This is a genomic window from Kitasatospora sp. NPDC001527 (genome assembly GCF_040298605.1).
Taxonomy (GTDB): domain Bacteria; phylum Actinomycetota; class Actinomycetes; order Streptomycetales; family Streptomycetaceae; genus Kitasatospora.
In genome coordinates this window covers 158,928-171,359 of record NZ_JBEPAM010000007.1, presented here as the reverse complement: position 1 = coordinate 171,359, position 12,432 = coordinate 158,928, and the positions used below count along the sequence as shown (strand labels likewise).

12 protein-coding genes are annotated in these 12,432 nt (G+C 71.5%); 6 read left to right on the top strand and 6 right to left on the bottom strand.

The window, feature by feature from the left end; all coding sequences use genetic code 11:
* Positions 1-26: 26 nt before the first annotated feature.
* The gene (locus ABT238_RS10080; protein WP_350756420.1) at positions 27-365 is read right to left on the bottom strand and encodes a hypothetical protein; all 339 of its coding nucleotides are present in this window, start codon (positions 363-365) and stop codon (positions 27-29) included.
* 72 nt (positions 366-437) lie between these two features.
* Here ABT238_RS10080 and ABT238_RS10075 point away from each other — a divergent pair, with 72 nt between their 5' ends.
* Positions 438-1,079, top strand: coding sequence for a DUF2461 domain-containing protein (locus ABT238_RS10075; protein WP_350567543.1), 642 nt, complete (start codon positions 438-440; stop codon positions 1,077-1,079).
* A 55-nt stretch (positions 1,080-1,134) separates the two neighbouring features.
* On the opposite strand, the gene ABT238_RS10070 is transcribed toward ABT238_RS10075, so the two are convergent.
* Positions 1,135-2,076: a heme o synthase gene (locus ABT238_RS10070; protein ID WP_350567540.1), complete on the bottom strand. Its 942-nt coding sequence runs from the start codon at positions 2,074-2,076 to the stop codon at positions 1,135-1,137.
* 499 nt (positions 2,077-2,575) lie between these two features.
* Between ABT238_RS10070 and tkt the strand changes: the two genes are divergently transcribed.
* The 5 genes from tkt (at position 2,576) to pgl (ending at position 9,431) form a co-directional block, all read left to right on the top strand.
* Positions 2,576-4,672 carry a transketolase gene (tkt, locus tag ABT238_RS10065; RefSeq protein ID WP_350567538.1) on the top strand — a complete coding sequence of 699 codons (2,097 nt, stop codon included), beginning with the start codon at positions 2,576-2,578 and terminating at the stop codon, positions 4,670-4,672.
* Positions 4,673-4,759: 87 nt separating this feature from the next.
* Positions 4,760-5,914, top strand: a complete 1,155-nt coding sequence (gene tal, locus ABT238_RS10060; protein WP_350567535.1) for a transaldolase — start codon at positions 4,760-4,762, stop codon at positions 5,912-5,914.
* Positions 5,915-5,971: 57 nt separating this feature from the next.
* Positions 5,972-7,528 carry a glucose-6-phosphate dehydrogenase gene (gene zwf, locus ABT238_RS10055; RefSeq protein WP_350567640.1) on the top strand — a complete coding sequence of 519 codons (1,557 nt, stop codon included), beginning with the start codon at positions 5,972-5,974 and terminating at the stop codon, positions 7,526-7,528.
* Positions 7,525-8,646: a glucose-6-phosphate dehydrogenase assembly protein OpcA gene (gene opcA, locus ABT238_RS10050; protein ID WP_350567532.1), complete on the top strand. Its 1,122-nt coding sequence runs from the start codon at positions 7,525-7,527 to the stop codon at positions 8,644-8,646. Before zwf ends, opcA begins: the two co-directional genes overlap by 4 nt.
* Positions 8,643-9,431, top strand: a complete 789-nt coding sequence (pgl, locus tag ABT238_RS10045) for a 6-phosphogluconolactonase (RefSeq protein ID WP_350567529.1) — start codon at positions 8,643-8,645, stop codon at positions 9,429-9,431. Before opcA ends, pgl begins: the two co-directional genes overlap by 4 nt.
* Positions 9,432-9,518: 87 nt before the next feature.
* Here the strand turns inward: pgl and ABT238_RS10040 are convergent, their stop codons facing one another.
* The 4 genes from ABT238_RS10040 to ABT238_RS10025 all read right to left on the bottom strand — a co-directional run bounded on the left by ABT238_RS10040 (position 9,519) and on the right by ABT238_RS10025 (position 12,331).
* Positions 9,519-9,854, bottom strand: coding sequence for an RNA polymerase-binding protein RbpA (locus ABT238_RS10040; protein WP_207811681.1), 336 nt, complete (start codon positions 9,852-9,854; stop codon positions 9,519-9,521).
* 157 nt (positions 9,855-10,011) lie between these two features.
* The gene (gene secG / locus ABT238_RS10035; RefSeq protein ID WP_350567525.1) at positions 10,012-10,248 is read right to left on the bottom strand and encodes a preprotein translocase subunit SecG; all 237 of its coding nucleotides are present in this window, start codon (positions 10,246-10,248) and stop codon (positions 10,012-10,014) included.
* 87 nt (positions 10,249-10,335) lie between these two features.
* Positions 10,336-11,121, bottom strand: coding sequence for a triose-phosphate isomerase (gene tpiA / locus ABT238_RS10030; protein WP_350567522.1), 786 nt, complete (start codon positions 11,119-11,121; stop codon positions 10,336-10,338).
* Positions 11,122-11,128: 7 nt separating this feature from the next.
* Positions 11,129-12,331, bottom strand: a complete 1,203-nt coding sequence (locus ABT238_RS10025; RefSeq protein ID WP_350567519.1) for a phosphoglycerate kinase — start codon at positions 12,329-12,331, stop codon at positions 11,129-11,131.
* Between the last annotated feature and the right edge of the window lie 101 nt (positions 12,332-12,432).

Sequence of the window (12,432 nt, the reverse complement as noted above, 5' to 3'; positions counted from 1 at the left end):
CGCGTGCGGCGTACGGAGCGCGGGCGTCAGCCGCCGAGCTGGATGCCGGCCATCCGCTTCCACTCGTAGGCGCCGGTCTTCACCTTCAGGGCCAGCTCGCCCTCGAAGTCGTCGTGCAGGGTGAGCCCGGCCAGCTCGGCGGCCCGGCGGCCCACCGCGTAGCTGGGCGCGACCTGGTCGCCCCAGGTGCCGTCGGCGCCGACCACGACGATCCGGGTGGCGACCGCGCCGACGTACTCGACGACGCCGTCGGCGCTGCCGCCGTGCTGCTCGGCGAAGGCGGTCAGGTTCCTGGCGATGCGCTTGGCGCGGCGCTCGGCGCGGGCGTCCGGCGCGGCGGGGGTGGCGGTCTCTGCGCTGCTCATGCCCGCATGCTACCCAGCGGTAGGGAAGCTGGCGACGGGAGCGCGGTGTGCACCGGGCCACATACTGGTGGGGTGACCTTCGACGGCTGGCCGGCCGAGGCCCTCGACTTCTACGAGCACCTCGAGGCCGACAACTCCAAGACCTTCTGGCAGTCCCACCTGGACCGGTACGAGCACGCCGTGCGGGAGCCCATGGAGGACCTGCTGGCCGAGCTGGAACCCGAGTTCGGGCCCGGCAGGATCTTCCGCCCCAACCGCGACGTGCGGTTCAGCGCCGACAAGTCCCCGTACAAGACCCACATCGGCGCCCACCTGCGGGCCGGCGGCTACGTCCAGCTCTCCGCCGACGGGCTGGCCTGCGGCAACGGGCTGTACCGGCTCGCCCCCGACCAGCTGGACCGCTACCGCGCCGCGGTCGCCGAGGACGTCTCCGGCGCGGAGCTGGAGCGCGTGGTCGCCCGGGTCCGCGCGGAGGGCCCCGAGGTCGTCGGCCGGGACTCCCTGAAGTCCGCCCCGCGCGGCTACCCCAAGGACCACCCGCGGATCGCGCTGCTGCGCCACAAGGGGCTGATCGCCTGGCAGGAGTGGGCCCCGGAACCCTGGCTGGGCACCCGGGCGGCGTACGAGCGGATCACCGGCTTCCTGCGCGCCTCGCAGCCGCTCAAGGACTGGCTGGACGGCCACGTCGGCCCCTCCGAGCTCCCCGACCGCTGAGCGGCGACGAAAGAAAAAGGCCCCGGTCGGATCGACCGGGGCCTCACTCACCACATCACTTCACGAACGGATCCACCGCGATCACCACGAACAGCAGCGTCAGGTAGGTGATCGACCAGTGGAACAGCCGCATCTCCTTGAGCTTCGCGCCCACGACACCGGCCTTGGCCCGCGCGTACAGCGCGTGCGCCTCCTTGAGCCAGGCCGCGCCCAGCAGCACCGCCGCCACCGGGTAGAGCCAGCTGGTGTCGGCCAGCGGCCACAGCAGCAGCGAGACCCCCACCATCACCCAGGAGTAGGCGACGATCTGCTTGGCGACCGCCAGGTTGCCCTTGATCACCGGGAGCATCGGCACCCCGGCCCGGGCGTAGTCCTCGCGGACCTTCATCGACAGCGGCCAGTAGTGCGGCGGCGTCCAGAAGAAGATCACCAGGAAGAGCACCAGCGCCGACCAGGAGAGCGAGTTGGTCACCGCCGCCCAGCCGACGAAGACCGGCATGCAGCCGGCGATGCCGCCCCAGACGATGTTCTGCGCGGTGCGCCGCTTGAGCCCCAGCGTGTAGACGAACACGTAGAACAGCAGGGCGCCGAGCGCCAGCGCCGAGGACAGCCAGTTGACCAGGACGCCCAGCCAGACCGTCGACAGCACGCCGAGCGCGATGCCGAACACCAGCGCCTCGCGCGGCGAGACCATGCCGGTGACGATCGGCCGGCGCTCGGTGCGGGACATCACCGCGTCGATGTCGCGGTCGATGTACATGTTGAGGGCGTTCGCGCCGCCCGCCGAGAGGTATCCGCCGAGGACCACCTTCAGCACCAGCACCAGGTCCGGCACACCGCGCTCCGCCAGGAACATCACCGGCACGGTGGTGATCAGCAGCAGCTCGATGATCCGCGGTTTGGTCAGTGCGACGAAGGCGCCGACACGGGCCCCGAACGGCCGGTGCGCAGGCGTCGCCCCGGTGACCCCGGCGGGACGGGATTCGACGGCGGTCACTAACACCCCAACTGAAGATGAATCCTCACAGGCGGCCACCGGAACGTTGTCTCCCGAATCGTCCGCTCTGCGCGTACCACGCCACCTTAGACGCTCCATATCTCCCCACCGGCCCCGGGGTGCCCCGGCGAGGCGGAACGCACACCTCCGGGTGAACCCCCGCCGCCCCGACCTGGAGCGTTGTCCGCCGGACCCCCGCGAGGCCCGCCGTCCCCCTCCCGCACCCCGGAGAGGCGAACCGGACGGATCCGGGCGAGGGTGGACAAAGGGGCCTGCCGCGACGGCCCGCGGTCGTCCACGGACCGACCGGGGAATGACGGCCAACATGCCTGAGTTGTCCCACCACGGAGGGTGAGCCCCGGCCCGGACGGTAGGCTCGCCCACAGAAGCGGGATCTACCCTCCGTGACCGGCACCACCTCAGCGTCCGGCCCCAGCGACGTGGCCGACCCGGTCCCTCACGGGGTCACTCTTCACCATGGAAGGAGCCCTGAGACAGGGTGAGCACGACGCCGAATGCATTCGAGTGGTCGGACCTCGACGAGCGGACCGTCGACACGGCCCGCGTCCTGGCGATGGACGCGGTTCAGAAGGTCGGCAACGGACACCCGGGGACGGCCATGTCCCTGGCCCCCGCCGCCTACCTGATCTTCCAGCGCTTCCTGCGCCACGACCCCACCGACCCGTCCTGGGTCGGCCGTGACCGGTTCGTCCTCTCCCCCGGTCACACCAGCCTGACGCTGTACACCCAGCTCTACTTCTCCGGCTACGGCCTGGAGCTCGACGACCTCAAGGCCTTCCGGGTGGCCGGCAGCCGCACCCCGGGCCACCCCGAGCACGGCCACACCGCCGGCGTCGAGACCACCACCGGCCCGCTCGGCCAGGGCATCGCGAACGCGGTGGGCATGGCCATGGCCGCCCGCTTCGAGCGCGGCCTGTTCGACCCGGACGCCCCGGCCGGCGAGTCGCCGTTCGACCACACCGTCTGGGCCGTCGTCTCCGACGGCGACCTGGAGGAGGGCATCTCCGCCGAGGCCTCCTCGCTGGCCGGCCACCAGAAGCTCGGCAACCTGGTCGCCCTGTACGACGACAACCACATCTCGATCGAGGGCGACACCGAGACCGCCTTCTCCGAGGACGTCCTCAAGCGCTACGAGGCGTACGGCTGGCACGTCCAGCGCGTCACCCCGAAGAGCAACGGCGACATCGACGTCGCCGCGCTCGCCGAGGCGCTGGCCGCCGCCAAGGCCGAGACCTCCCGCCCGTCGATGATCGCGATGCGCACGATCATCGCCTGGCCGGCCCCGGACGCCCAGAACACCGCCAAGGCCCACGGCTCCGCGCTCGGCGCCGCCGAGATCGCCGCCACCAAGAAGGTCCTGGGCTTCGACCCGGAGAAGACCTTCGAGGTCAGCGACCAGGTCATCGAGCACGCCCGGCTGGTCGTCAAGCGCGGCAAGGCCGCCCGCGCCGAGTGGGAGCAGTCCTTCGGGGCCTGGCGCGCCGCCAACCCGCACCGCGCCGCCGAGTTCGACCGGATCGAGGCCGGCGAGCTGCCCGAGGGCTGGAAGAAGGCCGTCCCGGTCTTCGAGGCCGGCAAGGACGTCGCCACCCGCAAGGCCAGCGGCGAGACCCTCAAGGCCCTCGGCGCGGTGATCCCGGAGCTGTGGGGCGGCTCGGCCGACCTCGCCGAGTCCAACCTCACCACGATCGACGAGGACAGCTCCTTCCTCCCCGACGGCAACCCGCTGAAGACGGCCGGCCCCTACGGCCGCACCATCCACTTCGGCATCCGCGAGCACGCCATGGGCTCCACCATGAACGGCATCGCGCTGCACGGGAAGACCCGCGTCTACGGCGGCACCTTCCTGGTCTTCGCCGACTACATGCGCCCGGCCGTCCGCCTGGCCGCCCTGATGAAGCTGCCGGTCACCTACGTCTGGACGCACGACTCCATCGGCCTCGGCGAGGACGGCCCGACCCACCAGCCGGTCGAGCACCTGGCCTCGCTGCGCGCCATCCCGGGCCTGTCCGTGGTCCGCCCGGCCGACGCCAACGAGACCGCCGTCGCCTGGCGCACGGTCATCGAGCGGCAGACCACCCACCCCGGCCCGGTCGGCCTGGCGCTCACCCGCCAGAACGTCCCGACCTTCGACCGCTCGTCCTTCGGCAGCGCCGAGGGCGCCGCGAAGGGCGGCTACGTCCTGGCCGAGGCCTCCACCGGCACCCCGCAGGTGATCCTGCTCGGCACCGGCTCCGAGGTCCAGCTGGCCGTCAAGGCCCGCGAGGTCCTGGAGGCCGAGGGCATCGCGACCCGCGTCGTCTCTCTGCCCTCCTTCGAGTGGTTCCAGGAGCAGGACCAGGCCTACCGCGACAGCGTGCTGCCGCCGTCGGTCAAGGCCCGCGTCTCGGTCGAGGCCGGCATCGCCCAGGGCTGGCGCGAGCTGGTCGGCGACCACGGCCGGATCGTCTCGCTGGAGCACTTCGGCGCCTCCGCCGACTACAAGGTGCTCTTCGAGGAGTTCGGCATCACCGCCGAGCGCGTCGTCGCCGAGGCCCACAACGCGCTGCGCTCGCTCGAGGCCGTCAACCGCTAGCGGCACCGGGCCGGGGCGCCGACCGCACATCGGCGCCCCGCCCGGCCCCACACCCCACAGCAGAAGAAACAAAGGGACGGAAGCACCATGACTGACGCACTGAAGCGCCTCAGCGACGAAGGCGTTGCGATCTGGCTGGACGACCTCAGCCGCAAGCGGCTGAACACCGGGAACCTCGCCGAGCTGGTGCAGCACAAGCACGTGGTCGGCGTGACCACCAACCCCACCATCTTCCAGAAGGCCATCGGCGGCGGCGACAGCTCCTACGACGGCCAGCTGCGCGACCTCGCCGTCCGCAAGGTCACCACCGACGAGGCCGTCCGCATGATCACCACCTCGGACGTGCGCGACGCCGCCGACGTGCTGCGCCCGGTCTACGACGCGTCCAACGGCCGCGACGGCCGGGTCTCCATCGAGGTGGACCCGCGGCTGGCCCACGAGACCGCCGCCACCGTGGCCGAGGCCAAGCAGCTGTGGTGGCTGGTCGACCGTCCGAACGTCTTCATCAAGATCCCCGCCACCAAGGCCGGCCTGCCGGCCATCAGCGAGGTCATCGGCAAGGGCATCAGCGTCAACGTCACGCTGATCTTCTCGCTGGAGCGCTACAAGGCCGTCATCGACGCCTACCTGACCGGTCTGGAGGCCGCCAAGGCCAAGGGCCTGGACCTCTCCCAGATCGAGTCGGTCGCCTCCTTCTTCGTCTCCCGCGTCGACACCGAGATCGACAAGCGCCTGGAGAAGATCGGCGGCGACGCGAAGAACCTCCGCTCCAAGGCCGCCCTGGCCAACGCCCGCCTCGCCTACCAGGCCTACGAGGAGGTCTTCGGCAGCGTCGACGGCAAGACCGCCGGCAGCGCCCGCTGGACGGCCCTGGAGGCCGCCGGCGCCAAGCCGCAGCGCCCGCTGTGGGCCTCCACCGGCGTCAAGGACCCGGCCCTGCCGGACACCCTGTACGTCACCGAGCTGGTCGCCCCCGGCACCGTCAACACGATGCCCGAGGCCACCCTGGACGCCACCGACGACCACGGCGTCGTCACCGGCGGCACCATCGTCCCCAACTACGCCGACGCCAAGGCCGTGATGGACGCCGTCGCCGCCGCCGGCGTGGACTACGACGACGTGGTCCAGGTGCTGGAGGACGAGGGTGTGGAGAAGTTCGAGCAGTCCTGGAACGAACTGCTCGACACCGTCACCGCCTCGCTCGCCGCGCTGTCGGACAAGCACGGCGCCGACGAGAAGTGACCCCTGCTCACAGCGCACGAAAGCGGAGCCCATCCAGTGAGCACTGATTTCCCCGAGTTGGCGCCGGACTCGGACGCGGACAACCTCCCGTCGCCCCCCGTCAACCCGCTTCGCGACCCCTCCGACCGGCGGCTCCCGCGCATCGCGGGCCCGTCCGGCCTGGTCATCTTCGGGGTCACCGGTGACCTGTCCCGCAAGAAGCTGATGCCGGCCATCTACGACCTGGCCAACCGCGGCCTGCTGCCGCCGGGCTTCTCGCTCGTCGGCTTCGCCCGCCGCGAGTGGAAGGACGAGGACTTCGCCCAGGAGGTCCACGACGCGGTCAAGGAGCACGCCCGCACCCCCTTCCGCGAGGAGGTCTGGCAGCAGCTCGCCAAGGGCATGCGCTTCGTCCACGGAACCTTCGACGACGACGAGGCCTTCGACAAGCTCCGCGAGACCATCGAGGAGCTGGACAAGGCGCAGGGCACCAGCGGCAACTTCGCCTTCTACCTGTCCGTCCCGCCGAAGTTCTTCCCGACCGTCGTCCAGCAGCTCAAGAAGCACGGCCTGGCCGACCCCCCGCAGGGCTCCTGGCGGCGCGCCGTCATCGAGAAGCCGTTCGGCCACGACCTGGAGTCCGCCCAGGAGCTGAACCGGATCGTCCACGAGGTCTTCCCCCGGGACGAGGTCTTCCGGATCGACCACTACCTGGGCAAGGAGACCGTCCAGAACATCCTGGCGCTGCGCTTCGCCAACCAGATGTTCGAGCCGATCTGGAACCGGTCGTACGTCGACCACGTGCAGATCACCATGGCCGAGGACATCGGCATCGGCGGCCGGGCCGGCTACTACGACGGCATCGGCTCGGCCCGTGACGTCATCCAGAACCACCTGCTCCAGCTGATGGCGCTCACCGCCATCGAGGAGCCGGCGTCCTTCCACCCGAAGGCGCTGGTGGCCGAGAAGCTCAAGGTGCTCAGCGCCGTCAAGCTCCCGGCCGACCTCGGCCTGCACACCGTGCGCGGCCAGTACACGGCCGGCTGGCAGGGCGGCGAGGAGGTCGGCGGCTACCTCGACGAGGACGGCATCGACCCGGACTCCAAGACCGACACCTACGCCGCCATCAAGCTGGAGATCAACAACCGCCGCTGGGCGGGTGTGCCGTTCTACCTGCGCACCGGCAAGCGGCTGGGCCGCCGGGTCACCGAGATCGCGGTGGTCTTCCAGCGCGCCCCGTACCTGCCGTTCGACTCCTACGCCACCGAGGAGCTGGGGCAGAACGCCCTGGTCATCCGGGTGCAGCCGGACGAGGGCGTCACCGTGCGGTTCGGCTCCAAGGTGCCGGGCACCTCCTTCGAGGTCCGGGACGTCACGATGGACTTCGCCTACGGCGAGTCCTTCACCGAGTCCTCCCCGGAGGCGTACGAGCGGCTCATCCTCGACGTACTGCTCGGTGACGCCAACCTCTTCCCCCGTCACCAGGAGGTCGAGCTCTCCTGGCAGATCCTCGACCCGATCGAGAAGTACTGGGACACCCACGGCAAGCCCGCCGAGTACGCGGCCGGCACCTGGGGCCCGGCCGAGGCGGACGAGATGCTCGCACGAGACGGCAGGAGCTGGCGCCGGCCATGAAGATCGACCTCACGAACACCACCTCCGGCAAGATCAACGCAGCGCTCATGGAAGCGCGCCGGGGCAGTGGCGCCACCGCCGCCGGCATGGTGCTCACCCTGGTGATCGTCACCGACGAGGGCAGCGCGTACGACGCCCTCAAGGCGGCCAACGACGCCTCCCGCGAGCACCCCTCGCGCACCCTGGCGGTCATCAAGCGCGCCGGGCGCTCGCCCCGGGCCCGCGCCGAGACCCGCCTGGACGCCGAGATCCTGGTCGGCTCGGACGCCGGCTCCGGAGAAACGGTCATCCTGCGGATGCACGGCGAGCTCGCCGCGCACGCCCAGTCGGTCGTTCTGCCGCTGCTGCTGCCGGACGCCCCGGTCGTGGTCTGGTGGCCGGACAACGCGCCGCTGCACCCGGCGCAGGACCCGCTGGGCGCGCTCGCCCAGCGCCGGATCACCGACGCGGTCACCGCCGAGTCCCCGGTCGGCCAGCTCGCCCAGCGGGCCCAGAGCTACACCCCGGGCGACACCGACCTGGCCTGGACCCGGATCACCGGCTGGCGCTCGATGCTGGCCGCCGCGCTGGACCAGCGGCCGTCGACGATCACCTCCGCGGTGGTCGAGGGCGAGTCGTACAACCCCAGCGTCGAACTGCTCGGCCTGTGGCTGCACACCCGGCTGCACGTGCCGGTCGAGCGGGTCGTCACCAACGGCCCGGGCATCACCGCGGTGCACCTGCGCACCACGGACGGGGACGTCACCCTGGACCGCCCGGACGGCCTGATGGGCACGCTCTCGATGCCCGGCTCGCCGGACCGCCAGGTGGCGCTCAAGCGGCGCGAGACCTCGGAGCTGATCGCCGAGGAGCTGCGCCGGCTCGACCCGGACGACATCTACGCGGCCGCCGTGCGCACGCCGGTGGACCGGCTCAAGGAGCCGGACAACGCCGAGCAGGCCGCGGCCGGCGAGGTGGCCGCCGAGGCCGGACAGGACGCCGGGCAGGACGCCGGGCAGCCGTCCGGGCAGGACGGCGAGCACGTCGCCAACCCGGCCCGGGTGACCGCCGAGAGCCCCGCCGCCGGCCCCGCGAAGAAGGCGGCCGGCAAGCGCACCACCAAGAAGGCGGAGGCATGACGGCCGCCACCCCGCAGCTGGTCGTCCACCGGGACAAGGAGCTGATGGCCCAGGCGGCCGCGGCCCGGCTGATCACCCGGATCGTGGACGCCCAGGCCGCCCGCGGCAGCGCCTCGGTGGTGCTCACCGGCGGACGCAACGGCAACGCCCTGCTGGCCGCGATCGCCGCCTCCCCGGCGCGCGACGCGGTCGACTGGGCGCGGCTGGACCTCTGGTGGGGCGACGAGCGGTTCCTGCCCTCCGCCGACCCGGAGCGCAACGCCGTGCAGGCCCGTGCCGAGCTGCTGGACGCCGTCCCGCTCGACCCGGCGCGGGTGCACGAGATGCCGGCCTCGGACGGCCTCGACGGCTCGGACGTCGACGCGGCCGCGGCCCGCTACGCGCAGGAGCTGGAGAAGGCGGCCGAACCGGGGTCCCGGCTCGGCGTCCCGGCCTTCGACGTGCTGCTGCTCGGCGTCGGCCCGGACACCCACGTCGCCTCGCTCTTCCCGGAGCACCCGGGCGTGCGGGAGACCGAGCTGACGGTGATCGGCGTGCGCGGCGCGCCGAAGCCGCCGCCGACCCGGATCTCGCTCACCCTCCCGGCCATCCGCTCCGCCCGCGAGGTGTGGCTGCTGGCGGCCGGCGAGGACAAGGCGGGCGCGGTGGCGGTGGCGCTGTCCGGCCCCGGCGAGCTCCAGGCACCCGCCTCCGGGGCGCACGGCACCGGCCGCACCCTGTGGCTGCTGGACCGCGCCGCGGCGTCCCGGCTGCCGCCCCAGCTGTACCCCCCGGCCTCGGCCTGAGGCCCGCGGAACACCTGAGGCCCGCAGCGAACAGCAGGGGCGCCACCCGTTCACCGGGTGGCGCCCCTCTGTACGTTTCGCCCGTCCTCAGATCTCACCGCGGAGCTTGGCCAGCGCCTCCGCGAGGATCGCCTCGCCGTCGGCGTCGGTGCGCCGCTCGCGGACGTAGGCGAGGTGGGTCTTGTACGGCTCGTTGCGGGACGGCGCGGGCGGGTTGTGCTCGTCCTGGCCGGCCGGGAAGCCGCAGCGCGGACAGTCCCAGGTCTCCGGGATCACCGCTTCGGCCGCGAAGCTCGGCCGGGTCTCGTGCTTGTTCGCGCACCAGAAGGAGATCCGGTTGCGGGGGGCGGATTCGCCTCGCTCCGCCTCGCCCATCGGGCCGGCTCCGACCCTGCTGCCACGGATGGCGTTGCCACTTGCCACGGTCTGACTCCCCTGCGTGCTGGTGCGCCGACGCGCGCGACGCGCGTCGGTGGCGAAAGTCGTCCTAGTGTAAGCAGGAGTTAAGCATGCGCCACCACCGGCTCCGCCCCGGACCTTCCAAGAATAGGCCGCGGGGCGACGGGGTGTCAGAGGTATGTCAGCCCTGGTACTTCAGGACCAGGCCGAGCACCAGGAGGCAGGCGAACCAGCCGAGACCGACCACGATCGTGATGCGGTCCAGGTTGCGCTCGGCCACCGCCGAGCCGCCGCCGGTGGACATCGCGCCGCCACCGAACATGTCCGACAGGCCGCCGCCCTTCCCCTTGTGCAGCAGCACCAGGAGGATCATCAGCAGGCTGAAGACGATCAGGGCAATCGAGAACCCGAGAACCACGACGCGACCAACTCTCTCGTATCTTCGGCGAAGGGGCCGGACCACGTCGGGTGGTCCGGCCCCAAAGCCTACGTTGCTGCGGCGGCGTTAGCCTACTGCCTGCTCACGGTACCGCACGATCTTGACGAACTCGTCGGCGTCCAGCGAGGCTCCGCCGATCAGGCCGCCGTCGATGTCGGGCTTGGCCATCAGACCGGCCGCGCTCGACGACTTGACCGAACCGCCGTAGAGCACCCGGACCTTGCCGGCCAGCTCGGCGTCGTACAGTTCGGCGATCCGCGCGCGGATGGCGGCGCAGACCTCCTGGGCGTCCTCGGGGGTCGCCACCTCGCCGGTGCCGATCGCCCAGACCGGCTCGTAGGCGACCACGACGGACTCGGCCTGCTCGGCCGGGACGCCCTCAAGGGCGCCGTCGAGCTGGGCCAGGGTGTACTCGACGTGGGTGCCCGCCTTGCGGACCTCCAGCGGCTCGCCGATGCACAGGATCGGGGTGATCCCGTTGCGGTAGGCGGCCTTGACCTTGGCGTTGACGATCTCCTCGTTCTCGCCGTGGTACTGGCGGCGCTCCGAGTGGCCGATCACCGCGTAGGCGCACTTCAGCTTCGCCAGCATCGGGCCGGAGACCTCGCCGGTGTAGGCGCCGCCGTCGTGCCGGGAGATGTCCTGCGAGCCGTACTTGATCTTCAGCTTGTCGCCGTCGACCAGGGTCTGCACCGAGCGGAGGTCGGTGAACGGCACGAGGACGGCCACCTCGACCGCCGCGTAGTCCTTGTCGGCCAGCGCGAAGGCCAGCTTCTGGGTGTGCTGGATGGCCTCAAGGTGGTTGAGGTTCATCTTCCAGTTGCCCGCCATCAGCGGGAGACGCTCAGTCATGCGTGATTCAGCCTTCCAGGGCGGTGAGACCGGGGAGCTGCTTGCCCTCCAGGTACTCCAGGCTCGCGCCACCGCCGGTCGAGATGTGCCCGAACTTCGTCTCGTCGAAGCCCAGGATGCGGACGGCCGCGGCGGAGTCCCCGCCGCCGACCACGGAGAACGCGTCACTGTCGAGCAGGCCCTGCGCCACGGCCGCGGTGCCGCCGGCGAAGTCCGGGTGCTCGAAGACGCCCATCGGGCCGTTCCAGAACACCGTCTTCGCGTCGGCCAGCTTCTCCGCGAACAGCTTGCGGCTCTCCGGGCCGATGTCCAGGCCCAGCTGGTCGGCCGGGATCGCGTCCACGGAGACGACCGAGTAGGTGGCCGGGGCCTTGGTCTTGACGTCCGGGAACCCGGTGGAGACCAGGACGTCCGTCGGCAGGACGAACTCGACGCCCCGCTCCTTCGCCTCCGCCAGGTAGCCCTGGACGGTCGGGATCTGGTCCTCCTGCAGCAGCGAGGCGCCGACCTCGTGGCCCTGGGCCTTGAGGAAGGTGAACACCATGCCGCCGCCGATCAGGATCCGGTCGGCCTTCTTCAGCAGGTTCTCGATCACACCGACCTTGTCGGAGACCTTGGAGCCGCCGAGCACCACCACGTACGGGCTCTCGACCTCCTCGGTGAGGCGCTTGAGCACGCCCACCTCGGTGGCGATCAGGTCGCCGACCGCGTGCGGCAGCAGCGCCGGCAGGTCGAACACCGAGGCGTGCTTGCGGTGCACCGCGCCGAAGCCGTCGCCCACGTAGAGGTCGGCCAGCGCGGCCAGCTGCCCGGCGAACGCCGCGCGCTCGGCGTCGTCCTTGCTGGTCTCGCCACCGTTGAAGCGCAGGTTCTCGAGCAGCGTGACCTCGCCGTCGGCCAGGGCGGCGACGGTGGCCTTCGCGCTCTCGCCGACGGTGTCGGTCGCGAAGGCGACCGGCCTGCCGAGGAGCTCGCCGAGGCGGACGGCCACCGGCGCGAGGGAGAACTGCGGGTCCGGCGCGCCCTTGGGGCGGCCGAGGTGGGAGGCGACGACGACCTTCGCGCCGCGCTCGACGAGCTTGGCGATGGTCGGGGCGACGGCACGGATCCGGCCGTCGTCGGTGATCGTGCCGTCGGAAAGCGGAACGTTCAGGTCCGCGCGCACGAACACGCGCTTACCGGCGACGTCCAGATCTTCGATGGTCTTCACGGGCTTCGGTCTCCTGGCGAGATGGTGGAGCAGGCGACGACACAACGTTGTGCCGTCAATGGGGAGTTGAGGGTGCGCAGACGGAGGGCCCGGTCGGCTTC

Coding starts and splice junctions, on each gene's coding strand:
- ABT238_RS10080 (WP_350756420.1), bottom strand. CDS start 365: ATGAGCAGCGCAGAGACCGCCACCCCCGCCGCGCCGGACGCCCGCGCC.
- tal (WP_350567535.1), top strand. CDS start 4,760: ATGACTGACGCACTGAAGCGCCTCAGCGACGAAGGCGTTGCGATCTGG.
- opcA (WP_350567532.1), top strand. CDS start 7,525: ATGAAGATCGACCTCACGAACACCACCTCCGGCAAGATCAACGCAGCG.
- pgl (WP_350567529.1), top strand. CDS start 8,643: ATGACGGCCGCCACCCCGCAGCTGGTCGTCCACCGGGACAAGGAGCTG.
- tpiA (WP_350567522.1), bottom strand. CDS start 11,121: ATGACTGAGCGTCTCCCGCTGATGGCGGGCAACTGGAAGATGAACCTC.